This window comes from Providencia sp. PROV255 (assembly GCF_028478065.1).
Lineage (GTDB): Bacteria > Pseudomonadota > Gammaproteobacteria > Enterobacterales > Enterobacteriaceae > Providencia > Providencia rettgeri.
Genome location: NZ_JAMPMI010000016.1, coordinates 23,407 through 50,402, shown reverse-complemented (window position 1 = coordinate 50,402; position 26,996 = coordinate 23,407). Strand labels below are relative to the sequence as shown.

Here is a 26,996-nt window from a genome sequence, read left to right as displayed (position 1 = left end):
ATTAGTCTATCAAGTTGAGGAATGCAGCACCTCTTGCGCCTCCAGAGTCACCATAACGTGCTTTTTCGATTGCTGGTAATGTCGCTATGCCATAGAGGTATTGTGGAAGCACTTCTGGTAGTTGTTTATAGATCTCTTCAAACTGCGATAATCCTCCGCCAATCACCACTAAATCGGGGTCAAAAACAGTGACAATTTGCCCCATAAACATCGCAAGTAATGACATATAGCGGTTAACATGTTCTTTTGCTTGAATATCGCCTTGTTTATATTGCTCGATAATTTCGATAGCTGAACGTTTTTCATTGGTGAATGAGGAGTAAATGCGCTCAAAACCTGGGCCTGATAGGTAGGTTTCAAAGCAAGCAGTTTGGCCACAGCCGCAAGTTATTTCAGGAACTTTTTCCCCTAACAATTTTGCTCCACGAACACTGAGGTTCATGTGGCCTATTTCCCCTGCAATTCCATTTTTACCGGATAAAACTTTACCATTGATAATGAACCCACCGCCTACACCTGTACCTAAAATTAAGCCAAGTACAGTTGGATAGCGTTTGAAATCAGGATCCCAAGCTTCTGATAATGCAAAGCAATTGGCATCATTTTCCACTTTTACTGGGCGCTGTAATATATTAGCAAGATCATGAATTAAAGGCTTATATTGAGCGGTAGGGACATTGGTTGTAAAAACGGTTCCTTCAGCGTGGTTTACGATACCAGGAACACCAACACCCACTTTTCCTTGGCAGTTAAATTTTTCATCTGCTTCCAGTGTGAGTTCGAGAAACGTATTTAAGAGCGTTTGGTAATCATCTTTAGGTGTGGGGACACGTTTTTGCCAGACCTGATTTAGTTCGTTGTCAAAGACGGCAAGTTCAATTTTTGTCCCGCCCATGTCAAAGCCGTAATACATTTTCATCTTCCCCTAATGGTTTATTTATTAAAAAGATAATGTATCTATTTGATAAATAATAAATGATGGAATCTACTAATCTAATTATACAAAAGTTCATTGGAGGATAAATTACTGTTTTGGTATTTATTTTTTATGTGAAATTTTTTCATCGTTTTTCGTCTTAAATATTTTTGAATAAAAAATAATTGCACCACTATTTTAAATGAGCTATTGTTATATTATAACATTACATTTAGGTGGTTATTATGAAACAGGGGATCCATCCACAATACCGTACCGTGGTTTTTCATGACACAAGTGCTGATGCCTATTTCAAAGTAGGATCAACAATAAAGACTGAAAAAACAATTGAATATGAAGGTGAAATATTTCCATATGTCACGCTTGATGTTTCTTCTCAGTCACATCCGTTTTATACCGGTAAACAGAAAATGATTTCTCAGGAAGGTAAAACGGCACAGTTCCAGAAGCGTTTTGGTCGTTTTTTACAGTCAGAGGGTAAATAAAGATGAAAGTACTGAGTTCATTAAAAACGGCAAAAACCCGTCATCCAGATTGCCAAGTTGTTCGCCGCCGTGGTCGAGTGTATGTGATATGCAAGACAAACCCGCGCTTTAAAGCGGTGCAAGGTTGTAAGAAAAAACGCTAGCTATTTGATTCACACATAATTATAAAATTTTTCCTGTATCGCTTTATATTTTATTTGCTTAGCCATTGCAGATTATTACTCTCTGCCGTGGCTTTTTTTTATTTGTTTTTTATCCACTGATTTCTTCGATTATTAGCATGATTACTAATCTTCTTATTATTAGTGATGAAATTCACTTGCGCACTGGTGCATATTTTGTCAAGTTTATACTTATCATCCTTCAAGTTGCATGGGTGTTGACTGCGCTCAGACTGACGAATCACATACATATGTATGCTCATCGGACTCTCTTCACTTGTCGCTTACCTGCAACTCGAATGATATAACGCAAGATACATCCGAAAAATTTCTAGTTTCAATTTGGGTGAATGACAAAAATGACAGTATCCATGTTGTAAAGTCGGAACTGGAAATTTTTTGGTGAAAATTTAAACGAACAGGGTGAGTAAAAATGAAAAATGTCGGGTTTGTTGGCTGGCGAGGAATGGTCGGCTCAGTATTGATGCAGAGAATGGTAGAAGAACGTGATTTTGATGCGATTCATCCTGTTTTCTTTACCACATCACAACAGGGTGAAGAAGCCCCTGTCTACGGTGGTCATCGTGGTGTTTTACAGGATGCTTTTGATATTGATGCGCTAAAGGCATTGGATATCATTATTAGCTGCCAAGGTGGCGATTACACCAACGAAGTTTATCCTAAACTTCGTGAATCAGGTTGGAATGGCTATTGGATTGATGCTGCGTCTTCATTACGTATGAAAGATGATGCGATTATTATTCTTGATCCTGTGAACAACCAACATATCCAAGACGGCTTAAATAAAGGCATTAAGACCTTTGTCGGTGGGAATTGTACGGTAAGTTTGATGTTGATGTCTTTAGGTGGGCTGTTCACTAATAATTTAGTGGAATGGGCATCTGTGGCAACGTATCAAGCGGCATCAGGGGCTGGGGCACGTAATATGCGTGAGCTTCTGGCTCAAATGGGGTCTTTGCACACACAAGTTGCTAAAGAACTCCAAGACCCGGCCTCAGCTATTTTAGATATCGAGAAAAAAGTCACAGACTTCACTCGTAGTGGCACAATGCCAACGGATGCATTCGGCGTACCATTAGCAGGTAGCCTGATCCCATGGATTGATAAAGCATTAGAAAACGGCCAAAGCCGCGAAGAGTGGAAAGGCCAAGCAGAAACTAACAAAATTCTTGCGACAGGAAGTCATATTATTCCTGTTGATGGTTTATGTGTACGTATTGGTGCGTTGCGTTGCCATAGCCAAGCTTTCACATTGAAGCTGAAAAAAGATGTTCCGTTGAATGAAGTTGAGCAATTACTTGCCTCACATAATGACTGGGTGAAAGTAGTTCCTAATGACCGTGAAATCACCATGCGTGAGTTAACACCTGCGGCAGTAACTGGTACGCTTAGCACCCCTGTTGGTCGCTTACGTAAACTGAATATGGGCCCTGAATACCTATCTGCCTTTACGGTTGGTGACCAATTACTGTGGGGCGCCGCTGAGCCGCTTCGTCGTATGTTACGTATTTTGCTATAGTTTCTGAACTGTAATCAGTAATTTTATATTAACCTGCACACTAAAATGTGCAGGTTTTTTTGTGCCTAAATTAATGACGAGCAGGGTCATTCTGCGGAGGCTGATGTTCTAACTCTTTTGCTAAGAAGTAGTTTAAGAATGTACGGATCACGGCAATGATACCTAATTTGATAAGGCTATCTAAATCTGGGTCGACGGTCGTTGCTAAAATATCAGCAGCGAGCTGGAACTCTAATGCAGTTGCTAACCAATCACCAAAACAATAACGAGCCTTACGTGATTTCTGGGTGCGTATCCAGACTATCAGGGTCTTTACTAACCCAATCACCACGCAGATGACTGAAATAGCTTCTAAAAGTAACTGGAGTACGTGAACACTAGACACCAGTAATTCACGTAAAAAAACTAAATCGAACATTAAGACCTCGACTCGATAAGTAAGCTGGATTCATATTTGTTAACTATGAGCAAATATTGGCAAAATATCGAGTTTTATTGTGGGTCTATGGTTTCTGAAGGTAATTGACTAATGGATAAAATATTTCGATTTCCATCGATTACCTGAATATTTTTGTTGGGTTGATAACATTTACGTAAAGGCGATAAGCAAGCTTGCTCTGCGCCTTGTTGTATATTAAGCCAATCACTGATTAGCCAATAATTATTCGCCGTAGAATAGGAGGACTGCAAATTTTCTGGGTTGATACTTGGTTTACTCGCACTTTGGCTGTACCAAATCAGCAAGGGGATTTCATAGGCTTCTTTTCTTGGGTTGTTAACACCATGATGGTAGTGAATATTGTTATCACTGTCTAAGCGTTGCAATGCGTGATCTGAATAGTACATCAAAGTTGCAGGTTTACCTTCGAGTTGCTGCATAAGATTTTCGATAAATTTATCGGTATAAGCAATTGAACTGTCGTAGCAATCGTCATCTTCTTGGCCACTAAATGTTTTTAGCTCAGTTTCAGGAAAGCGGTTACAGGCTGGTTCATGGCTACCATAAGTGTGTAAAACAATAAGTTTTTTCTTATCAGTGGGGTCATTGATAGCGTTCTTGAAGTCATCTTGTAGCTCTTCGTCATAGCCGACAAATTCGTTCCAAGTTTTCTTTTGCGACATAGAGGCAATAGCAGAAATGATACTGGTACGTTTATTGGTTTTGCCTTGGTTGCTGATCCAGTAGGTTTTAAAGCCCGCATGATTGGCCAATGAAATGATATTGTCTGAATAGTGTGATTTATCCTGCATTTGTTCAAAGCGAATATTAGACAGTGAAATAGGAACCGACAAGATAGTCACTGGTGCTGGAGAATACGCTTGTTGAAAAGCCAATATCTGAGATTTGCGCTGATTTAAATTAGGTGTTGTATCATATTGATAGCCATAAAAGCCCATATGGTCACGGCGTAATGATTCACCGATGACAAGTACATAGATTTCAGTATCAGAGGTTTTTTTCTGGTAATTAAAAGCAACTTTCTGTGATGATATTTTTTTTATCCCCCGGTTTTCATATAAGTTTTTGACTAAAGCCGCGGCATTGTAGAAGGGAGTATTTAAGAAGTATTTTTCCGTGATCAATAACGCGCTATCAGGTTTATTAAATAATGATGCGTAATAGGCTGGAATGGCTAATAGATAGCCACAAATTAGCGCCATACTTATCGCTGTGATACGGCGATTCATGTATTTTGCGCATTGATGAATACATACTAAATAAGCTGAAAAAACAAAAAGATAAAATATAACATAACCAATGTTATAGGAAAGCATTCCTACCGTTTCACTGCTATTGGTATTGATAAAAGTTTCTGCAATCGAAGAAGAAAAGCGGATATCGTGCTTTTGATAAAAGAAAAATGAAACAGATAAATTGAGAGCCCACAGGAGTGAAACAAACACCGTGAAAATTTTGCCAAGCAAAAAACGATAGATACCTGCACATAACAGTATTATCAGCGCTCCTGAAATTACGATGGCAATATCCGCGATATTGCTAACATCTCCACTGAAAAACACAGGAGTTATAGATATCAATAATGCATAAATTAAAATAATAATTTGGCGTATCATAGTGTTATTTTAAGTATTTTTGACCTTACCTGAGGTTATAGAGGCAATTAAAAATAATAAGTTAACATCTAATTAACTTAAGACATTGTTCGTTTATAACATAAAAAAAGGTAAGGTAATCAAAATAATGGCGTAAAAAACTGTAAAATCTCGTGATGTTTAGTCATGACCTGCCCCTCACAACTTGCGAGGGGAGGTGAGATATTGATTTAGAAAGTTACCGCAATTTTGGCATCAATATTGTTATCGCTATAATTTTTTGATAAAAATTTATTATAATTAATTGATAGCTTAGTATTTTCTTTTATATTGATATCGGTACCGACTTTTAATGCCATTCCATGGCGTGATGTAGGAACACTTTGTGTCATAAATGAGCTCGTGGTATCGGAAAAATTCAGTTTTATACCTCTATTCAGATTCCCATATTGATATTGCCAGTTAAGCTCACCATGCAAACCAATATTTGATGTTTTACCTAGTTTCCATTGATTATCAAGACGTAGCCCAATAGTTGAAAGCGTTGTATTGATGCGTTGCTTACGCGCCTGCAGTGATGTGCTGCTAATATTCTCATTAATTGCATGGTTCATCGCACTAATATAAGTGAAATTGGTAAATGGCTCAATATTCATCCAATTTGATTGGATTGGATAGGCCAGCTCCATAAATGCCTGATGGGTATTAGTGTAATAGCTTGCAGAGTGACTCGTACCATTACTGATTGTACGTTCAGTATGAATGAGGTGTGAAGTGTGACTAAGCCCTGCACGAACCGCAAGCGGCTGCCATAAAGCGCTACCATAAATGGCAGCATGGTAGTTATTACTATTACCGTGGCCAAGATGGCCAGATAAGTCACTTTGGCTAAAGCCTGCGGCGATACCGAAAGTCATTTTGTCGTTAATAAAACGTCTATTTGCCCCAAGCAATAGACCATAATTTGATGATTGATACCCAGAGGCATTGTTATCGCCAGTTGTTTTATCCCAATCATAGAGCATTTTTGCCCATACATTGCCCTTGTTTTCGCTACTCCATGATTCAGACAATCGAGCTTGATCAAGGAGTGCCTCTTTAATCTGACGGCTATTATTTATTTGGTTGGATAATATGTCAGCGTATATTTGCCCAGTGACATCGTGAAATATTGCTCGAACTTGTTGTTTTGTTTGGCTTTTCAATGTGCGGTCATAAAGCGTATGGTACGTAGGAAGCGTTTCAATAGCCTTAGCCACGGCGATTTGGTTTTGCGTTGCTGCTGCACTAGAAAATGCGGTGTTATTACGCCCTATTTTAAGAGTGACTTCTTTGGGAGTGTAATTTAGTGTCGTTCCAATAAACTGGTAATTAGGCACAACTCCATCAAATTGGCCATCAACCCCTTTTTGAGCACTTAATATTGTATATTCTGTACTAAATAAGCGGTTGATATCTTGCTTAGAGAGCGGACTATTTTGATTTTCAAGAGTGACACTGACGGTACCGCCTTTTAATGAAGCAGAGCCTTGGCTGATGATCCGATCGTTTTGACCTGCTGGATTGATTTCAACCACATAATGGCCGCCCGGAGCAAAAGTCACAGAATCAACAATGTTAATTGTGCCAATTGAGTGGCCGGGTGCAACGGCAGCACCTTGGTTGGCGGTTAATTGTCGAATGCTTCCATTGCCCATAAGTAAACCGTGGCGGTTAATATTAACAGAAGCACCGATTTTTCCATCATCTAGAACTAACGTTCCTTTTTGGATATCAACTGCGGAGTCTAAGTGTTTTTTAAGGGTAACCATTCCGCCATTAATGTCGGATTTTTGCGAATATTTATTTTCGCCGGTTAAGACTAAATGGCCTTGATTTACTGTGAAGCCAGCAAAGGTATTATTACCTGACAATACTAATGTCCCTTGGCCTTGTTTCGTTAACTTTCCAGTCCCTTGAATATTATTTTTCCATTCATCTAACTTTCCAAAATTGGCAATATCAAAGTCATTAGTATCTTGATTAATGATAAAATTTTCATATAAATAAGAGGGACCCTGATGAGCCGCAGGTAAGTTAATTAATCCCCAATAGGAGTTTGGGTCATTTTCTTTGATATTCCAACCTGCAATTGATTGGCTTGGATATGCGGTACTGGCTAAAATATGATCCCATTGTGCATTATTCAAGTAAGGGAAACGTAATCGAAGTAAATAACCTGCCGTTTTAGGTATATTTTTAGGCTCGATCATTGATATATTTTGTATTTCTTTTTTTCCATAATAACCCATGTGGTCATTGGTTATAGGAGTAGAAGCTGTTAGGCAATTTAGTATGTTATTTGAACATGATGATGAAATATCATTACGAATATTTTTTGCCGAATCAACAATGAATTTGGTATTTTTCTCATCGGATAGGAGCTGTGACAATAAATAATAATTACCTACACGAGAAGCGATTGTATCAGTGGCAAAGTGTGCGCCAACAATCACACGGCTTTCACCATATTCAATAGCTCGATTGAAAGTTTCACTGCCTTTTTCAGGAAAAATCATCGCCAATACCGCAGCTTGCTTAAAACCATTCCACGTATGGCCACTAGGGTAAGATGAGCCCTGTATTTGTGAATAGCCTGCAATATAGTGACCTTCTTCATCCAATACTTGATAAGGACGACCGCGTTTAAAATGATCTTTTAGAATAAAATCAATTGACCTAGTACGTTGTTTTTTTTCATCATAGGCACGAGTACTTGTATCATGTAATAAGCTGATTGCTTTATATTGGTTATGATCTCTTAGATTAATATCATGTTTACCAAACAGTATCGTTTGATAACTGTTAAATAAATAACCTGAGTCTTGGGATTTATCTGCGAGTGCTAAACTTTCCCGCTCACCAGTGATATTGATGTATTCGTTACTAATAAGCCTATCTTGCTCAGCAACTTCGCTGCCTTCTTTAGGCGTATTATTAATAATATTATTTTTAATGTCTTCAAGCCATACACCTCTTGTATCAATAATATTTTTCTCTAATTCTAAAATATTAGTTTTAGCTGTTAGAGTATTCATGAATATGAATGGCAATAAAGTCATTGATGCTGAAATAAAAGTTTTTCTCATTATAATTCCGCCGATGCTCTTGGTAAAAATTTTATTTTGCGGAGTTTATTTATAATATGTTTATTTTTTATGACAGTTTTGAAAATAAAAAAATCTTATTAATTAGAGCGTTAAGCTTTATTTTTTAATTTTTTTTCCTTTGTAAAGTGGTTTTGTATTGATTAGTTTCGTTTTTTTGTTTTTTATTATTGGTTTAATTAAATCATAAAAATAAGATAATAATTATAGAAAAAATCAAAAAAATAACCCCAAACTTTCGGATGGGGTTATTAAATATTATTTAGTTAGCTGAATAATTAGATATCAATATTCGCTGCTTTTAAGGCATTTTCTTCGATAAATGCACGACGTGGCTCAACAGCATCACCCATTAATGTGGTGAATAGTAAGTCTGTTGCAATCGCATCTTTCACCGTCACACGCATCATACGGCGCGTTTCTGGGTTCATGGTGGTTTCCCAAAGTTGTTCTGGGTTCATTTCACCAAGACCTTTATAACGTTGTACGTATAGGCCACGACGAGACTCACGTGTTAACCAAGCCAGAGCTTCTTCAAAGTTACTGATATCTTGGCGACGTTCACCGCGCTTGATATAAGCACCTTCTTCAATTAAGCCGCTGATTAAGTCGCCTAAATGAGTGATACGGCGGTATTCGCTGCCATGAACAAAGTCAAAATCGAGGTTATAGTCGGTATCAACACCATGGGTACGAATACGGATTGTTGGCTCGAATAATTGACGTTCACGGTTTTCATTAATGACATAGCTATAAGTGCTACCGAATTGTTCGTTATCTTCTAAGCGCTTAACCAGCGTTTTAGCCCATTCTTCCACTTTTTCGCTGACTTTTAAATCATCTTCAGTCAAGGTTGACTGATAAACCAGGCTGTTAAGTAGGGCTTGAGGATAAAGGCGCTCAAGACGACGAATAATACGGTGTGCGGCATTATATTCGACAACCAGTTTTTCGAGTTCTTCACCTTTCATAGCTGGCGCTTCGGCACTTAAATGCAGCTCTGCGCCATCAAGGGCGATAGAAATCAGGTAATCGTCCATCGCATCGTCATCTTTAATGTACTGCTCTTGTTTACCACGTTTCACTTTATACAGTGGTGGTTGAGCAATAAAGATATGGCCACGTTCAACGATTTCAGGCATTTGGCGATAGAAGAAGGTCAACAGTAACGTACGAATGTGCGAACCATCGACGTCCGCATCCGTCATGATAATAATGCTGTGATAACGCAGTTTGTCAGGATTGTATTCATCACGGCCAATACCACAGCCTAATGCCGTAATCAGGGTTGCAACTTCCTGTGAAGATAGCATTTTATCGAAACGCGCTTTTTCTACGTTTAGAATTTTACCTTTCAGTGGCAAAATGGCTTGGTTCTTACGGTTACGGCCTTGTTTTGCAGAGCCGCCCGCGGAGTCCCCTTCCACAAGGTACAGTTCAGATAGTGCAGGGTCACGTTCTTGGCAGTCAGCCAGTTTACCTGGCAAGCCAGCTAAATCTAATGCGCCTTTACGACGAGTCATTTCGCGAGCTTTGCGCGCCGCTTCACGTGCGCGTGCGGCATCAATAATTTTGCCCACAACGATTTTTGCATCGTTCGGGTTTTCCAGTAAATATTCAACCAGTTTTTCGTTCATCATCGTTTCAACCGCCGTTTTCACTTCGGAAGAGACCAATTTTTCTTTGGTTTGTGATGAGAATTTAGGGTCGGGAACTTTTACTGAAATAACTGCAATCAGGCCTTCACGTGCATCGTCACCGGTTGCGTTGACTTTGCTTTTCTTCTGATAGCCTTCTTTTTCCATGTAGTTATTTAATGTGCGTGTCATTGCTGCACGGAAACCAGCGAGGTGAGTACCCCCATCGCGCTGAGGAATGTTATTGGTGAAGCAGTATACATTTTCTTGGAACCCATCATTCCACTGCATTGAAACTTCAACGCCAATACCGTCTTTTTCAGTTGAAAAATAAAAGACAGAAGGGTGGATAGGGGTTTTATTACGGCTTAAATACTCAACAAAGGCTTTGATACCGCCTTCATAATGGAAATGGTCTTCTTTGCCATCGCGTTTATCGACGAGCTTAATAGAAACACCTGAGTTTAGGAACGATAACTCACGTAAGCGTTTTGCTAAGACATCATATTCAAATTCAGTCACACCTTTAAAGGTGTCCATGCTTGGCCAAAAACGAACGCGTGTTCCTGTTTGGTCAGTTTCACCGACAACAGTCAGAGGCCCTTGAGGCTCACCGTGTTTGTAGATTTGCTCATGAACTTTGCCATCACGGCGGATAACTAATTCTAATTTTTCAGATAAGGCGTTAACAACGGAAACCCCAACACCGTGTAAACCACCGGAGACTTTATAGGAGTTGTCATCAAATTTTCCGCCTGCGTGCAGAACGGTCATGATAACCTCTGCGGCTGATACACCTTCTTCTTCGTGGATACCTGTAGGGATACCACGTCCATCATCCTGTACGGAGATAGAGTTATCGGCATGGATAGTGATCACGATATCATCACAAAAGCCTGCGAGGGCTTCGTCGATAGCGTTGTCGACAACCTCGAAAACCATGTGATGAAGACCTGTTCCATCGTCTGTATCACCGATATACATGCCCGGGCGCTTACGCACCGCATCCAGTCCTTTTAATACCTTGATACTTGAGGAGTCATATGTATTCGACATCAACGTTTCCTGCTCTTTCTATTCCTGAGGTTGAACTTCTATTTTGCCATGTTCTACACTAAACATCTTGCTATTTGCATCTATCATATCATTAACTTGCTCAGGTGTAATGGCACTGACAAACACTTGCGCTTGTGTAGCTTTGAGGCGGGCTGCCAGTAATTGGCGACGGCCAGCATCAAGTTCAGAAGCAAAATCATCCAGTAGATACAGGCATCGTTGCCCGCTCTGATGGGTGAAAAACTCACCCTGCGCTAATCTTAATGCACACATAAGTAGCTTCAATTGGCCTCGTGAAAGCATATCTTCAACAGGTGTTCCATTTGCTCGAATACGCAAATCAGCTTTATGTGGCCCTGAAGCGGTATAGGTTAGCGCTCTATCACGCTCAAATTGGCGCTCTAATTGTTCTGAATAATCAATTTCTTTATCCCAACCGCGTTGGAAGGATACTGAGAGTGAAAATTCGGGTAAAAATTGTTGGCAAGTTTGCTCGATATTTTCGGCAATACCTGCAATATAGTCATGGCGCCATTGGCTTATTTGCTCAGAAAGCGGTGCCAGTTGTTTATCCCAATGACGAATTTGCTCATAACGAGTAACTTGCCGTAAAGCGGCATTGCGTTGTTTTAATAACCGTTTTAAATCTGACCATACTGAAAAAAACAGCGGGTCATTGTGAAAACAACCCCAATCAATAAAAGCACGTCGATATTTAGGACCACCATTTAGCAAAGTAAACCCTTCAGGGGTAATCAGTTGCATTGGCAATAATTTTGCTAGCTCTGCAATTTTATGGCCATCAGTACCGTCTATTCGAACTTTACTATCACCATCACGGTTTTTGCTTAAACCTAGTGAAAGGTCGTTTCGCTGTTCATCTAAATGGCTAAGTTTACCATGAAGAATGAATTGCTCTTGCTCATGACGAATAACTCGGTTCGCTTGAATGCTGCGAAATGCACGGCCATGACCGAGTGTATATATGGCTTCCAATATGCTGGTTTTACCGCTCCCATTGGGGCCAATTAAAAAATTGAACCCATTAGCAAGGGAGAGATCCGCATTTTCAATATTTCGAAAATCACGGATCAATAAACGCGAAAGGATCATAAATACCGATTACAAGCGCATTGGCATGACAACATACACCGCTGCTTTACTGTCAGCGTCTTCAATCTGCACACTGGAAACGGCATCGGTTAACAGAAGTTGCACATTTTCACTTTTTAGTGCATTTAAGACATCTAAGATGTAGCTGACGTTAAAGCCAATTTCCATCTCAGTACCTTGGTAGCTAACATCAACAATTTCTTCAGCTTCTTCTTGCTCTGGGTTATTAGCTGTAATGCGCAGTTGGTTTTCACTGAAATATAAACGCACACCGCGGAATTTCTCATTCGATAAAATCGCAGCGCGAGAAAAGGCTTGTTTGAGTAAATCACAGCGTGCTTCTAAGGTTTTGTTTGGATTTTTCGGTAGTACTCGGCGGTAATCAGGGAAACGGCCGTCAACCAATTTAGAGGTAAAGATAAAATCCCCAACGTGAGCACGAATATTATTACTGCCGATTTGCAGTTGTAGAGGGGTGTCACCACCATCTAACAAACGCATTAACTCAATGACCCCTTTACGAGGTACTATCACTGAATGAGAAGGTAGCGATTGACCAATATCCATCGCACACACGGCAAGCCTGTGACCGTCTGTGGAAACGGTTCTGAGCATTTGGTCTTCGGTTTCAAATAGCATACCGTTAAGGTAATAACGGACATCTTGGTGCGCCATTGAAAACTGAGTAGCTTCAATTAAACGTTTCAGTATTGATTGCGGAAGAGAAAATTCCACTTCGCTTTGCCAGTCATCCAAGTTTGGAAAGTCAGCAGCTGGCAATGTGGATAATGAAAAGCGGCTACGTCCAGAACGGACGAGCAGTCTGTCATCATTCAGCTCTACATGAATTTCAGAACCTTCAGGTAACCCACGCCAGATATCAAAAAATTTGCGTGCGGGCACGGTGGTTGCGCCAATTTCGTGCTCCCCTGTTAGGGCAACATTGGCCATCATCTCCATTTCAAGGTCGGTCCCAGTGAGTTGGAGGGTGCCTTCTTTCACCTGTAATAAAAGGTTACCTAAAATAGGCAGAGTTGGACGCCCACCTAAAGGACCACTAACCTGTTGTAACGGTTTTAATAACTGCTCGCGTTCTATTGTAAATTTCATAGCAATTAAGATGATAATGTTCTGATTAAATTAGAAAAATCTTCTTTGATGTCATGGCTTTCTTCCCGTAATTGTTCAATTTTACGGCAAGCATGTAACACCGTGGTATGGTCACGGCCGCCAAAGGCATCCCCGATTTCAGGTAAACTATGGTTAGTCAGCTCTTTTGCCAGTGCCATTGCCATCTGACGCGGACGCGCGACAGAACGGGAACGGCGCTTAGACAATAAATCTGCTACCTTAATTTTATAATATTCAGCAACTGTTTTTTGAATATTATCAATAGTTACCAGCTTTTCTTGTAGTGCTAATAGGTCACGCAGTGCTTCTCTGACAAAATCGATAGTAATCGCGCGGCCAGTAAAGTTTGCGTTGGCAATCACACGATTTAACGCCCCTTCTAATTCACGAACGTTCGAGCGAAGGCGTTTGGCGATGAAAAAGGCCACTTCACCCGGAAGTTGGATTTCATTTTCATCTGCTTTTTTCATTAAAATCGCCACGCGAGTTTCTAACTCTGGTGGTTCGATTGCAACAGTTAGGCCCCAACCAAAACGCGATTTTAAGCGATCTTCCACACCGTTAATCTCTTTTGGGTAACGGTCAGAGGTCAAAATAATTTGCTGATTGCCTTCCAGTAGCGCATTAAAAGTATGGAAAAATTCTTCTTGTGAGCGCTCTTTGTTAGCAAAAAACTGGATATCATCAATGAGTAGCGCATCTACAGAACGGTAATAACGTTTGAATTCTTCAATTGCGTTGTTCTGTAGAGCTTTGACCATATCTTGAACAAAACGTTCAGAGTGCATATAAACCACGCGAGCGTTGGCTTTATGCTGCATAATACTATTGCCGACAGCATGTAATAAGTGGGTTTTACCTAAACCAGTCCCACCATAAAGAAATAATGGGTTGTAGGCACCACCTGGATTTTCTGCCACTTGCCTCGCAGCAGCGCGAGCCAATTGGTTCGATTTACCTTCAACAAAGTTATCAAAAGTGTGCTTAGGGTTTACATTAGAACGATAAGCAACTTCTGGTTGTACTTTGGCTGAGTTGTCCCAACTCGGTTTAATTGGGGCTGACGGAACGGCAAACGCAGGTACTTGTTGAGTTGTACGTGCTTGTGTTGTTGCCGGTGCGACTGTAATCGGTTTGTTGCCTACCTCAAAGTGTAGTGCAGGCGCGTCAGTTCCACAAAAGTCATTCAATAATTCATTGATATTATTGATGTACTTGTCTCTAACCCAGTCGAGAACGAAACGATTTGGGGCATAAAGTGCCAGTGTATTGTCGTTTAATTCAGCTTGAAGGGGTCGTATCCACATACTGAATTCTGTGGCAGGTAGTTCATCCTGCAATCGGGCAAGACATTGCTGCCAAAGCGAAAGTGACACGTTGGACTCCCCTAAACAAGGTCAATGGAACAAGAAGTACGGATGTAAACAAAGAGTTTCTCGGGCTCATTCTTAGTGCTATGACCCAAAAATATTTTAGATTAACGCTTACTTACTGCATATTGCCGATCGATGGATCAGAAATAGACCAGCGATCATACCGCAAAATTAGTCAGAGATCTCCATTCTTTTACACAGTTTTTATGCTTTTTATCCACAGGTAAATGTGATAAGGCCCCTCTTATAAAGAAGAAATAGACTGGGCTACCTAAATTTATCGTCATTTTTCCACATGCTGGGGATAACTTTAGACGATTTACAGTAAATATTCTGTATGATCAAAAAATATTTTTAGATCTCTTGAAGATCCTTGCGCTTTGGGTCGGAGTCCGTATAATCTTCCTCCCTGTGTACAGTACAGATGTGATTTTTACACGAAACTGAGGTAAACTTGTTGGGCTATATCGCTTTATTTTAACGTTAATGTTAGGTGGGGCGGGGCAAAAAACAGGTTTTCAGCCAGTATGCGAATGTAATCATTCGTCGGCTGTCACAACATATGTCGGCAAACCGGTCAGCCAGGCTATAAATAAAAGTGGTTTGATTGCGTCATTTCATTGACGTGACCCCCTATGTTTTATTACAATCCTGCCTCTTTCTATATTGTTGCGATAGAGGCACAGGTGTAAATCAGTTTCCACTGGTTGCCAACGCGTTTACTGAATCAGTAATAAATTTAAAAGTTAGGTAGAAATCGTTATGAAACGCACTTTTCAACCGTCCGTACTGAAGCGCAACCGTTCACACGGTTTCCGTGCTCGTATGGCCACTAAAAATGGTCGTCAGGTTCTGGCTCGCCGTCGTGCTAAAGGCCGCGCTCGTCTGACCGTTTCATCTAAGTAATAAAGCTAGCCCTCTATTCAAGTGGTTACGCTCGCTTTTACCCGGGAGTTACGTTTGTTAACTCCCAGGCATTTCGATAATGTCTTTAAGCAGCCGCAGAGGGCGAGTTCCCCAGAGATAACAATCCTTGGTCGCCTAAACGAGCTGGGGCATCCCCGCATCGGTCTTACCATCGCCAAAAAAAATGTTAAACGAGCTCATGAGCGAAATCGTATTAAACGGTTAGCGCGTGAATATTTTCGTCTGCATCAACATGAGTTGCCTTCAATGGACTTTGTGGTATTGGTAAGGAAAGGGGTCGCTAATCTCGACAATCAACAGATCACGGAAGCATTGGATAAGTTATGGCGTCGTCACCGTCGCTTGGCTCAAAAATCCTGATCATGCTGATCAGAGGCTACCAACTGGCAATTAGCCCGTTGTTAGGGCCTCGTTGTCGCTTCAATCCTACTTGTTCAAATTACGGAATTGAGGCATTGCGCAGGTTTGGTATGCTAAAAGGGAGTTGGTTAACGGCGAAACGCGTATTAAAATGCCACCCTTTACACGCTGGTGGAGATGATCCTGTCCCACCTAGAAAAACTGATGATAATAGAGAATTATAACGATGGATTCGCAACGCAATCTTCTACTCATCGCTTTGTTGTTCGTGTCGTTCTTAGTTTGGCAGGCCTGGGAGAGCGATAAAGTTGCTCAGGACGTTAAAACTGTTCAAACTTCGCAACAAGCGGATATGCCAAGCAGTGATGCTCAAGCCGTAACTGGCAGTGGGCAAGGTAAGCTCATCACAGTCAAAACTGATGTACTGGATATTCGCATCAATACTCGTGGTGGTGATATCGATGAGGCTGACCTGTTAGCCTATCCTGCGACCCTTCATTCGGAAAGCCCTTTCCGTTTACTGGAAACTAATCCAGGCTTTGTCTACCAGGCACAGAGTGGTTTGATTGGTCTTCATGGTCCAGACAACCCAGCAAATAATAATGGCGAACGTCCGCTGTATAGCGCAGATTCTACAACTTTCACATTAGAGAAAGGCCAAGACGTCTTGCGCGTACCAATGACATTTACTGATAATAACGGTGTTATATATCAGAAAACGTACATTGTTAAACGTGGCCAATATACTGTTGAAGTTGAATACAGTATTCAAAACCCAACCGCTCAACCACTGAGTCTCGCTTTCTTCGGTCAGTTAAAACAAACTATCGAGTTACCTAAAGAGCGTGACACTGGCAGCAGCAATTTTGCTCTGCATACCTATCGTGGTGCGGCGTATTCTTCTGATGAAAACAACTATAAAAAATATAGCTTTGGCGACATCGAAGATAAAAACCTCGACTTAACCACCAAAGGTGGCTGGGTAGCGATGTTGCAACAGTATTTTGCAACCGCGTGGATCCCGGCAAGTGCTGAAAAGAGTACTTTCTACACCATTGACCTTGATAAAAAATCTGCCATCATTGGTTATAAGAGTGAACCAATGACTATCGCAGCTAATGGCGCTGGTACTTATTCATCAACGTTATGGGTTGGTCCTGAAATTCAGTCTGAAATGGCTGCAGTTGCACCACATTTAGACTTAACCGTTGATTATGGTTGGTTATGGTTTATCTCTCAGCCACTGTTTAAACTGCTGAAATTCATTCACGGTTTTGTGGGTAACTGGGGTATTGCTATCATCGTTATCACCTTTATCGTTCGTGGTATTATGTACCCACTGACTAAAGCACAGTACACCTCGATGGCGAAAATGCGTTTACTGCAACCTAAACTGGCTGCAATGCGTGAGCGTATTGGTGATGATAAACAACGTATGAGCCAAGAAATGATGGCGATGTATAAAGCAGAAAAAGTAAACCCACTGGGTGGTTGTTTACCTCTGCTGATTCAAATGCCTATCTTCCTTGCACTTTACTATATGTTGATGGGTTCTGTTGAACTGCGTCACGCACCATTCTTTGGTTGGATTCAAGACTTGTCTGCACAAGACCCGTACTACATTCTGCCAGTATTGATGGGTGTGACGATGTTTGTGATTCAGAAAATGTCACCAACCGCTGTGACTGACCCAATGCAGCAGAAGATTATGACGTACATGCCAGTCGTGTTCACCATCTTCTTCCTGTGGTTCCCATCAGGTCTGGTTCTGTATTATATCGTGAGTAACTTAGTCACCATCATCCAGCAACAAGTGATTTACCGTGGTCTGGAAAAACGTGGTCTGCACAGTCGCGATAAAAAAGAGAAAAAATAGTCTCGCTTCTCAGTAAACTGAGAATGGCTTCACAAAGCGGGATTCTATAGTAGTATTAAGGCGACCAAACACGGTCGCCTTTATTCTTTTCAAAAAACAGTTTTTAAGTCAAAACAGAGAAACATCATGCAAATCAACGATACTATCGTCGCACAGGCAACACCTCCCGGTCGTGGTGGTGTCGGTATTTTACGTGTATCTGGCCCGAAAGCGGCGCAGATTGCCGAAATCGTGTTGGGAAAACTCCCTAAACCACGTTATGCGGATTACCTGCCATTTCGTGATGAGGATAGCTCTGTTCTTGACCAAGGTATTGCGCTTTACTTCCCTGGGCCAAATTCATTTACGGGTGAAGATGTGCTTGAATTACAAGGACACGGCGGGCCAGTTATTCTTGATTTATTGCTCAGAAGAATACTAACGATTGATGGTATTCGCATTGCGAATCCTGGTGAATTTTCTGAGCGAGCATTTTTAAACGATAAGCTCGATTTAGCCCAAGCGGAAGCAATTGCCGATTTGATTGACGCGAGTTCTGAACAAGCGGCGCGTTCAGCGATGAATTCGTTACAGGGCGCATTTTCTTCTCATATTCACCAATTGGTGGAAGCACTCACTCACTTGCGCATCTATGTGGAAGCAGCTATCGATTTCCCAGATGAAGAAATTGACTTCCTGTCTGACGGTAAAATTGAAGCTAAACTCAACGAAGTGGTGGCAGATTTAGAACAAGTTCGCTCCCAAGCGCGCCAAGGTAGTTTATTGCGTGAAGGAATGAAAGTGGTAATTGCAGGGCGCCCAAATGCAGGAAAATCGAGCTTGCTAAATGCATTGGCGGGGCGTGAGGCTGCGATTGTCACGGATATTGCGGGAACGACGCGTGATGTATTACGTGAACATATTCATATTGATGGTATGCCATTGCATATCATTGATACTGCAGGCCTGCGCGAAGCCAGTGATGAAGTTGAGCGAATTGGTATCGAACGAGCTTGGAAAGAAATTGAACAAGCGGACCATGTGCTGTTTATGGTTGATAGCACTACAACTAATGCCACGGAACCACAAGAAATTTGGCCTGAATTTATGGCGCGCTTACCTGATGAACTTCCGGTCACCGTAATTCGTAACAAAGCCGATATGACAGGCGAACCAGTTGAGTTTATTGATAATACTCGTTATCCGTTAATTCGTTTGTCTGCACGCGAAGAAAAAGGCATTGATTTGTTGCGCGATCACCTAAAAGAAACCATTGGCTTTAATAGCAATACTGAGGGTGGTTTCCTTGCTCGTAGTCGCCATTTACAAGCATTGAATGCGGCAGCTGTTCACCTAGAACAGGGCTATGACCAGTTAGTGAACGCTCGCTCCGGTGAGTTATTAGCGGAAGAATTACGTTTAGCTCAGCAAGAACTCAGCGAAATCACTGGCGAGTTCACTTCTGATGATTTATTAGGCCGTATTTTCTCAAGTTTTTGTATTGGGAAGTGATGCGGTATCGCCTAAAACCTACACGTCATACCGTGTAGGTTTGTTTTATCGGTAGTCCCCGCGTTTTTCCTGCCTTAATTCGCTATTAAGCTATTCTGACTTCTCTTAATCTAAAATGATTATCTTCAGTTGGAAAGTTAATCCCTTACCCGACTCCCGTGCGTAAACACCGTCGCTTTACCTTGACGACAAAAACCGACTAAGGTCAAATTGGCTTTTTCCGCGACTTCAATAGCGAGTGCAGTGGCGGCGGAAACAGCAAATAGAATTTCTGCACCACAGCTAGCGGCTTTTTGTACCATTTCATAGCTAGCACGGCTAGAAACCAGTACTGCGCCTTGTTGCCATTGGTTACGATGTTTCATACCTAAAAGTTTATCCAGAGCCACATGACGGCCGACATCTTCACATCCACCGACTAATTGCCCTTCTGGTGAAATCCATGCGGCCGCATGGGTACAACCTGTCAGTGCGCCAATTTCTTGCACTTTTTTCAATTCATGTAATGCATTATCGAGATGCGAGAGAGAGAAGGTTTGGGTGAAAGGTAGTGGGGCGATCGGTTTGAAAATTTCATCGAGTTGCTCAGTGCCACAAATACCACAGCCTGTACGCCCTGCTAAATTACGGCGACGTTCTTTGAGTTCCATAAACCGACGGCTAGATAATTCAACATGCACTTCAATTCCGCGGTTGCAGCCTTCCACGATATCAATTCCACGAATTTCATCATCTGACTGTATTATCCCTTCAGAAAGTGCGAAGCCGACTGCAAAATCCTCAAGATCTTTTGGCGTTGCCATCATTACCACATGGGATATGCCATTGAAGACTAAAGCGACAGGAGATTCTTCTGCTACATAGTCATTTACGAGTAAATTCAGGTTGCCTTTTTGTTGCACGGTTGTGTGATTTAAGCCAATCATTTTGGTTAATTTGGAGTCATTTGTAGTATTTGTTTCATACATTAGATGAATTCCTAGCATTAATGATACATAATATTAATTATGGGTAAAAAGAATTTACACCATTTGCCGGGCAATGAACCTGGGACGTAAGGAAGACGTTGAATAAAAACAGTTTACCTGATTATCGCGATTGGCGTTAGGTAAACATGAGCAATGTAAATGAGGAGATCCCCATGCAAGTCAGCAGAAGGCAGTTCTTTAAGATCTGCGCTGGCGGTATGGCAGGTACGACGGCAGCGGCCTTGGGTTTTGCACCCGCCACCGCGTTAGCGTCAACGCGCCAGTATAAATTACTGCGTGCGAAAGAGACCAGAAATACCTGTACCTACTGTTCTGTCGGCTGTGGGCTGTTAATGTACAGCCTCGGTGATGGCGCGAAAAATGCAAAAGAGAGCATTTTCCATATTGAAGGGGACCCGGATCATCCGGTAAACCGTGGTGCACTTTGTCCGAAAGGTGCTGGACTTATCGATTTCATCCACAGTGAAAGCCGCTTGAAGTATCCTGAAGTGCGTGAGCCGGGTACTAATGAGTGGAAACGTATCACGTGGAACGAAGCATTTGACCGTATCGCTAAGTTAATGAAAGAAGACCGCGATGCGAACTTTATTGAGAAAAATAAAGACGGTGTCACGGTAAATCGTTGGCTGACCACCGGTATGCTATGCGCATCGGCGGGGAGTAACGAAAGCGGATTTGTAACGCAAAAATTCACCCGCGCTCTCGGCATGCTTGCCGTTGATAACCAAGCGCGTGTCTGACACGGACCAACGGTAGCAAGTCTTGCTCCAACATTTGGTCGCGGTGCGATGACCAACCACTGGGTTGACATTAAAAATGCAAACCTAGTTGTCGTTATGGGTGGAAATGCAGCAGAAGCGCATCCAGTCGGTTTCCGCTGGGCGATGGAAGCTAAAATCCATAATAAAGCCAAACTTATTGTTATTGACCCACGCTTTACCCGTACTGCGGCAGTGGCGGATTTTTACACGCCTATCCGTTCGGGTACAGATATCGCGTTCTTATCAGGTGTTATCAAATACTTACTGGATAATGAAAAAATTCAGCGTGAATACGTGGAAGCGTATACCAACGCCAGTTTAGTTATTCGTGAAGATTATGGTTTTGATGACGGCCTGTTTACAGGTTATGACGAAGAAAAACGTCAATATGATAAAACCACGTGGAACTATGAGATGGATGAAAACGGCCTTGCGCTGCGCGATCCGACTCTGAAACACCCACGTTGTGTGTTAAATCTATTAAAAGAACACGTCAGCCGTTATACACCTGAAGTGGTGAATAACATCTGTGGTACGCCAATTAAAGATTTCTTGCAAGTCTGTGAATACCTTGCAGAAACGAGTGCTAAAGATAAAACAGCATCGTTCTTATATGCATTAGGTTGGACTCAACATACCGTGGGTGCGCAAAATATTCGTACCATGGCGATGATCCAATTACTGCTGGGTAATATGGGGATGTTAGGAGGTGGTGTAAACGCACTGCGTGGTCACTCTAATATCCAAGGTCTAACTGACTTAGGTTTGCTATCTCAGAGCTTACCGGGTTATTTAACCTTACCATCAGACAAACAAACCACATTAGAAAGTTACTTAGCTGCAAACACGCCAAAAGCAACGGTTGAAGGTCAAGTTAACTATTGGGGTAACTACCCGAAATTCTTTGTTAGTTTGATGAAGACTTTCTACGGAGATAAAGCGCAGAAAGAAAATAATTGGGGCTTTGATTTATTACCGAAATGGGATCAAGGCTATGATGTGCTGCGTTATTTCGAAATGATGGATAAAGGGGAAGTTAACGGCTATATCTGCCAAGGCTTTAACCCATTAGCATCATTCCCGAATAAAAACAAAGTCGTTAAGTCGCTGTCAAAACTGAAATTTTTGATTACCGTTGACCCACTGAATACGGAAACCTCGAATTTCTGGCAAAACCACGGCGAAATGAATGATGTGAATCCGGAAGAAATCCAAACTACGGTATTCCGCCTGCCATCTTGCTGTTTTGCTGAAGAAAATGGTTCGATTGTTAACTCAGCGCGTTGGTTACAATGGCACTGGAAAGGTGCGGATGCCCCAGGTGAAGCGATCAGTGATGGTGAAATTCTGTCTGGTATTTTCCATCGTCTACGCCAACTGTATGCCTCTGAAGGTGGTGCAGTACCTGAACAAGTTCTAAGTATGACTTGGAATTACTTCGACCGTGATAACCCAACGCCAGAAGAAGTCGCTCAAGAAAACAATGGTTATGCTTTAGTTGACTTAAAAGATGCGGATGGCAACGTTATTGCGAAAAAAGGTGAGCTGTTGAGTTCGTTTGCCCAATTGCGTGATGATGGTACTACTGCAAGTGGTTGCTGGATTTTCACCGGTAGTTGGACGCCGAAAGGTAACCAAATGGCTAACCGTGATAACTCTGACCCAACGGGTCTAGGTAACACATTAGGTTGGGCATGGGCGTGGCCTCTAAACCGTCGTGTGATTTATAACCGTGCATCGGCAGACCCAATGGGTAAACCGTGGGATCCGAAACGCCAAATCCTCGAGTGGAACGGTAGCAAATGGATAGGAATGGATATTCCTGACTATAGCAATGCTGCGCCGGGAAGTGGTGTTGGTCCGTTTATCATGCAGCCAGAAGGTATGGGACGTCTATTCGCACTGGATAAAATGGCTGAAGGCCCATTCCCAGAGCACTACGAACCAATTGAAACGCCGCTGGATACTAACCCATTGCATCCAAAAGTCGTATCAAACCCTGCTGCTCGTGTGTTTAAAGATGACTGGGCACAAATGGGTAAAGCGACAGAATTCCCTTATGTGGGAACGACTTATCGTTTGACTGAACATTTCCACTATTGGACAAAGCATGCCTTGTTAAATGCCATCATTCAGCCACAACAGTTCATTGAAATTGGTGAACGTCTGGCGAATGAAAAAGGTATCAAACAAGGTGATACGGTGAAAGTCAGCTCTAAACGCGGTTATATCAAAGCAAAAGCGGTGGTCACCAAACGTATTCATACGCTGAAAGTGGCAGGTAAAGATATTGATACTATCGGTATCCCTATTCACTGGGGCTTTGAAGGCTTGGCTGTGAAAGGCTTTATTGCTAACACGTTAACGCCGTATGTGGGTGATGCGAATACTCAGACACCGGAATTTAAATCGTTCCTTGTCAATGTGGAAAAGGTGTAAGGAGATAAATTATGTCAATGCAATCTCAGGACATTATTCGTCGCTCTGCCACCAATTCCCTGACTCCCGCGCCTCAGGTGCGGGACTATAAGGAAGAAGTTGCAAAGCTTATCGATGTGACGACCTGTATCGGCTGTAAAGCTTGTCAGGTCGCGTGTTCCGAATGGAACGATATCCGTGACAAAATCGGGACGAACGTTGGGGTATATGATAACCCAACAGATTTAACCGCTAAATCATGGACGGTAATGCGCTTCTCTGAAGTGGAAGAGAACGATAAATTTGAATGGCTGATCCGTAAAGATGGTTGTATGCACTGTGCTGACCCAGGCTGTCTGAAGGCGTGCCCTTCGGAAGGCGCGATAGTACAGTACAAAAACGGTATCGTTGATTTCCAATCAGAACATTGTATTGGTTGTGGTTATTGTATTGCGGGTTGTCCGTTTGATGTACCGCGCATCAACCCAGAAGATAACCGTGCATACAAATGTACGCTGTGTGTTGACCGTGTTGAAGTCGGTCAAGAGCCTGCGTGTGTGAAAACGTGTCCAACCGGCGCTATCCACTTCGGTAGCAAAGAAGACATGATTAACATGGCTGGTGAGCGTGTTGAAGAGCTGAAAACTCGTGGTTATGCAAACGCAGGTTTATATGACCCTGAGGGGGTTGGTGGTACGCACGTGATGTACGTTTTACACCATGCAGATAAACCGCAGTTGTATCACGGATTGCCGGAAAACCCGACAATCAGCCCTACAGTCACTTTCTGGAAAGGTATCTGGAAGCCGTTAGCAGCGGTTGGTTTTGCTGCAACATTTGCGGCGGCCATCTTCCACTATGTGGGTATTGGTCCGAACCGCGTCTCCAAAAAAGATGAAGAAGAAGCTTTAGAAGATTTGCATAATGCAATGTCCTCTGACACTTCGAAATCAAAAGAAGGGGAGGATCAGAAATGATGCCAGATGATAACGACAAAATCATCCGCCATAAACCGATTGAAAGGATCAATCACTGGGCGGTTGTGATTTGCTTTTTGTTCACCGCAATCAGTGGGTTAGGGTTCTTTTTCCCTTCACTAAACTGGTTTATGAACATTTTAGGCACACCACAGCTGTCGCGAATTTTGCATCCATTTGTGGGTACGGCGATGTTCTTGCTGTTCGTATTTATGTTCTTCCGCTATTTCCACCATAACTTCATTAATAAAGAAGATATCAAGTGGGCAAAAAATATCGGTAAAGTACTGAAAAACGAAGAAGCAGGTGATGTAGGTCAATATAACCTCGGCCAAAAAGGGGTGTATTGGGTAGTCACTATCTGCTTATTAGCGCTGGTGGTCACGGGTGTGATCATGTGGCGTCCTTATTTCGCCGATTACTTCCCAATCCCTGTTTATCGTGCAGCTATTCTTATTCACTCGCTCTCTGCGATTGCGCTGATCATCATGATTGTGGTTCACGCTTATGCTGCGATTTGGGTGAAAGGTTCAGTGCGTGCGATGGTTGAAGGTTGGGTGACTCGTGGTTGGGCTAGAAAGCACCATCCATTGTGGTACCGTCAGCTTTTGGAAAAAGAAAAACAGCAAAAACAGCAACAAGAGAAAAACTAAGTTTTATTATTGTTGTTATCAAACCCACAAATGACTAATGTTATTTGTGGGTTTTTTATATCTAAAAAATATAAACATTCAATTTATTTGAAAGAAAGAAAATTAGATATATTTATTTGATGACCTGTTTACGATTTATTATCATTATAGTTAATCAAAATAAGATTAATACAAAATACACATCAAATAAAGATGCTCTTATTTCGCGTATAATTTACATTGGTTTTTAAACCAAGAATAAACAAATAAATATTTATTTGTTTTATTTTTATGTAAAAAAAAGATGATAATTCTTTAATTTGTTGATAATAAATAATTTTTATAATTGTTATTTCTTTGTGAATAGCTATTGAATATTGATATTAGATCAATAAATAGCTATCTTAAATGAACGTTGTTGATTAATTCGATATTTTGTTTCTAATTGCAAGTTTAAGTTGAATTAATATGCTGGCGTTGGAGTATTTTAAGAATGATATGGTTTACATATATTAATAGAATTAATTACTGGACATTGGTGATATTATTTAATAAAAATAGTCATGTAGTTAGTAATAAATATAAAAACCATCATATATATAAATATCTTTTTAACGCAGCTAAATAATTGAACCGTCATACATTCCTTTTACGACAGCTAAATAAAGAGGTAACACATGGATCTTCCTTTACAAGGTATTAAAGTACTGGATTTCACCGGTGTACAATCAGGGCCATCTTGTACTCAAATGTTAGCGTGGTTCGGCGCGGATGTTATTAAGATTGAACGTCCGGGAGTTGGAGATGTCACGCGCAATCAATTAAGGGATATCCCTGATGTGGATGCGCTGTATTTCACAATGCTTAATAGTAATAAGCGCTCAGTAGAATTAAATACCAAAACACCAGAAGGTAAAGAGGTGATGGAGCGGCTGATTAAGCAAGCCGACGTCCTCGTTGAGAACTTCCATCCAGGTGCAATTGACCATATGGGTTTCACTTGGGAACACATTCAAGAATTAAATCCTCGTTTGATTTTCGGTTCCATCAAAGGTTTTGATGAAGACTCTCCTTATGCAAATGTTAAAGCCTACGAGAACGTTGCCCAAGCTGCTGGTGGAGCTGCCTCCACGACAGGTTTTTGGGATGGCCCACCATTAGTGAGTGCCGCAGCATTAGGTGATAGCAATACGGGTATGCACTTGCTCATAGGCTTACTTGCAGCGCTATTACACCGCGAGAAAACAGGCAAAGGTCAGCGAGTGACTATGTCGATGCAAGACGCTGTACTCAACTTGTGCCGAGTCAAACTTCGTGACCAGCAACGATTAGAGAAAATTGGCTACCTTGAAGAATACCCGCAATATCCAAATGGTACGTTTGGTGATGCTGTTCCTCGTGGTGGTAATGCTGGCGGCGGCGGCCAGCCAGGTTGGATTTTAAAATGTAAAGGCTGGGAAACTGACCCAAATGCTTATATTTATTTTACTATCCAAGAACAGGACTGGGAGCAAACCTGTGTCGCTATTGGTAAGCCTGAATGGGCAACTGACCCTGCTTACAATACACCAAAGGCTCGTCAACCTCATATCTTTGATATTTTTGCTGAAATTGAAAAATTCTTAGCAGATAAAGATAAACATGAAGCGGTCGAATATTTGAGTAAATACGGTGTACCTTGCGCCCCTGTACTCAGTATGCGTGAAATTGCACGAGACCAATCGCTGCGTAAGAGTGGAAGTATTGTTGAAGTTGAACAACCAAAACGCGGGACTTACTTGACGGTGGGTTGCCCGATGAAATTCTCCTCATTTACACCTGATATCAAAAGCGCGCCATTGTTGGGTGAGCACACAGATCAAGTCCTAACTGAATTAGGTTATAGCGCAGATGAAATTGCAGCAATGCGCGCGAACAAAGCGATCTAATTT

General features: G+C 41.6%; 21 protein-coding genes. 12 read left to right on the top strand and 9 right to left on the bottom strand.

What is annotated here, in order from left to right; translation table 11 throughout:
• Position 1 precedes the first annotated feature (1 nt).
• Positions 2-913, bottom strand: a complete 912-nt coding sequence (nagK, locus tag PR725_RS15675) for an N-acetylglucosamine kinase (protein WP_094962017.1) — start codon at positions 911-913, stop codon at positions 2-4.
• A gap of 248 nt (positions 914-1,161) precedes the next feature.
• Here nagK and PR725_RS15670 point away from each other — a divergent pair, with 248 nt between their 5' ends.
• The 3 genes from PR725_RS15670 (at position 1,162) to asd (ending at position 3,123) form a co-directional block, all read left to right on the top strand.
• Positions 1,162-1,422: a type B 50S ribosomal protein L31 gene (locus PR725_RS15670; protein ID WP_004906261.1), complete on the top strand. Its 261-nt coding sequence runs from the start codon at positions 1,162-1,164 to the stop codon at positions 1,420-1,422.
• A 2-nt stretch (positions 1,423-1,424) separates the two neighbouring features.
• Positions 1,425-1,565: a type B 50S ribosomal protein L36 gene (ykgO, locus tag PR725_RS15665; protein ID WP_004906789.1), complete on the top strand. Its 141-nt coding sequence runs from the start codon at positions 1,425-1,427 to the stop codon at positions 1,563-1,565.
• Positions 1,566-2,016: 451 nt separating this feature from the next.
• On the top strand, positions 2,017-3,123 hold the full coding sequence (gene asd, locus PR725_RS15660) for an aspartate-semialdehyde dehydrogenase (RefSeq protein ID WP_004906793.1): 1,107 nt from the start codon (positions 2,017-2,019) through the stop codon (positions 3,121-3,123).
• A gap of 70 nt (positions 3,124-3,193) precedes the next feature.
• Here asd and PR725_RS15655 read toward each other — a convergent pair whose 3' ends face one another.
• The 7 genes from PR725_RS15655 to dnaA all read right to left on the bottom strand — a co-directional run bounded on the left by PR725_RS15655 (position 3,194) and on the right by dnaA (position 14,637).
• On the bottom strand, positions 3,194-3,541 hold the full coding sequence (locus tag PR725_RS15655; protein ID WP_004906795.1) for a DUF1622 domain-containing protein: 348 nt from the start codon (positions 3,539-3,541) through the stop codon (positions 3,194-3,196).
• 74 nt (positions 3,542-3,615) lie between these two features.
• Positions 3,616-5,199: a phosphoethanolamine transferase gene (locus PR725_RS15650; protein ID WP_272513518.1), complete on the bottom strand. Its 1,584-nt coding sequence runs from the start codon at positions 5,197-5,199 to the stop codon at positions 3,616-3,618.
• A gap of 209 nt (positions 5,200-5,408) precedes the next feature.
• The gene (locus PR725_RS15645; protein WP_272569713.1) at positions 5,409-8,306 is read right to left on the bottom strand and encodes an autotransporter domain-containing protein; all 2,898 of its coding nucleotides are present in this window, start codon (positions 8,304-8,306) and stop codon (positions 5,409-5,411) included.
• Between the two features lie 296 nt (positions 8,307-8,602).
• On the bottom strand, positions 8,603-11,017 hold the full coding sequence (gyrB, locus tag PR725_RS15640) for a DNA topoisomerase (ATP-hydrolyzing) subunit B (protein WP_004906802.1): 2,415 nt from the start codon (positions 11,015-11,017) through the stop codon (positions 8,603-8,605).
• Between the two features lie 18 nt (positions 11,018-11,035).
• Positions 11,036-12,130, bottom strand: a complete 1,095-nt coding sequence (gene recF / locus PR725_RS15635) for a DNA replication/repair protein RecF (protein ID WP_004906804.1) — start codon at positions 12,128-12,130, stop codon at positions 11,036-11,038.
• A gap of 9 nt (positions 12,131-12,139) precedes the next feature.
• A complete protein-coding gene (gene dnaN, locus PR725_RS15630; protein WP_004906806.1) occupies positions 12,140-13,240 on the bottom strand; it encodes a DNA polymerase III subunit beta in 1,101 nt (366 codons plus the stop codon).
• A gap of 5 nt (positions 13,241-13,245) precedes the next feature.
• Positions 13,246-14,637, bottom strand: coding sequence for a chromosomal replication initiator protein DnaA (gene dnaA / locus PR725_RS15625; protein ID WP_272569711.1), 1,392 nt, complete (start codon positions 14,635-14,637; stop codon positions 13,246-13,248).
• A 759-nt stretch (positions 14,638-15,396) separates the two neighbouring features.
• Here dnaA and rpmH point away from each other — a divergent pair.
• The 5 genes from rpmH to mnmE all read left to right on the top strand — a co-directional run bounded on the left by rpmH (position 15,397) and on the right by mnmE (position 19,288).
• Positions 15,397-15,540 carry a 50S ribosomal protein L34 gene (gene rpmH, locus PR725_RS15620; RefSeq protein ID WP_004906236.1) on the top strand — a complete coding sequence of 48 codons (144 nt, stop codon included), beginning with the start codon at positions 15,397-15,399 and terminating at the stop codon, positions 15,538-15,540.
• A gap of 21 nt (positions 15,541-15,561) precedes the next feature.
• Positions 15,562-15,921: a ribonuclease P protein component gene (gene rnpA, locus PR725_RS15615; protein ID WP_004906229.1), complete on the top strand. Its 360-nt coding sequence runs from the start codon at positions 15,562-15,564 to the stop codon at positions 15,919-15,921.
• Complete coding sequence (gene yidD, locus PR725_RS15610; protein ID WP_036959180.1) at positions 15,885-16,145, top strand: membrane protein insertion efficiency factor YidD; 261 nt, start codon at positions 15,885-15,887, stop codon at positions 16,143-16,145. The genes rnpA and yidD overlap by 37 nt, the downstream gene beginning before the upstream one ends.
• A gap of 2 nt (positions 16,146-16,147) precedes the next feature.
• Positions 16,148-17,797 (top strand): membrane protein insertase YidC, encoded by a 1,650-nt coding sequence (gene yidC / locus PR725_RS15605; RefSeq protein ID WP_004906815.1) that lies wholly within the window; start codon positions 16,148-16,150, stop codon positions 17,795-17,797.
• A 126-nt stretch (positions 17,798-17,923) separates the two neighbouring features.
• Positions 17,924-19,288, top strand: a complete 1,365-nt coding sequence (gene mnmE / locus PR725_RS15600; RefSeq protein ID WP_272569708.1) for a tRNA uridine-5-carboxymethylaminomethyl(34) synthesis GTPase MnmE — start codon at positions 17,924-17,926, stop codon at positions 19,286-19,288.
• A gap of 137 nt (positions 19,289-19,425) precedes the next feature.
• On the opposite strand, the gene fdhD is transcribed toward mnmE, so the two are convergent.
• Positions 19,426-20,256: a formate dehydrogenase accessory sulfurtransferase FdhD gene (gene fdhD, locus PR725_RS15595; protein WP_109912542.1), complete on the bottom strand. Its 831-nt coding sequence runs from the start codon at positions 20,254-20,256 to the stop codon at positions 19,426-19,428.
• Positions 20,257-20,429: 173 nt separating this feature from the next.
• On the opposite strand from fdhD, the gene fdnG reads away from it, so the two are divergent.
• The 4 genes from fdnG to frc all read left to right on the top strand — a co-directional run bounded on the left by fdnG (position 20,430) and on the right by frc (position 26,993).
• Complete coding sequence (gene fdnG / locus PR725_RS15590) at positions 20,430-23,477, top strand: formate dehydrogenase-N subunit alpha (RefSeq protein ID WP_109912541.1); 3,048 nt, start codon at positions 20,430-20,432, stop codon at positions 23,475-23,477.
• A gap of 11 nt (positions 23,478-23,488) precedes the next feature.
• Complete coding sequence (gene fdxH / locus PR725_RS15585; RefSeq protein ID WP_004906826.1) at positions 23,489-24,433, top strand: formate dehydrogenase subunit beta; 945 nt, start codon at positions 23,489-23,491, stop codon at positions 24,431-24,433.
• Entirely contained in the window at positions 24,430-25,086 is a 657-nt protein-coding gene (fdoI, locus tag PR725_RS15580) for a formate dehydrogenase cytochrome b556 subunit (protein WP_094961977.1), read from the top strand. The genes fdxH and fdoI overlap by 4 nt, the downstream gene beginning before the upstream one ends.
• A gap of 656 nt (positions 25,087-25,742) precedes the next feature.
• Complete coding sequence (frc, locus tag PR725_RS15575; protein ID WP_004906829.1) at positions 25,743-26,993, top strand: formyl-CoA transferase; 1,251 nt, start codon at positions 25,743-25,745, stop codon at positions 26,991-26,993.
• Positions 26,994-26,996 lie beyond the last annotated feature (3 nt).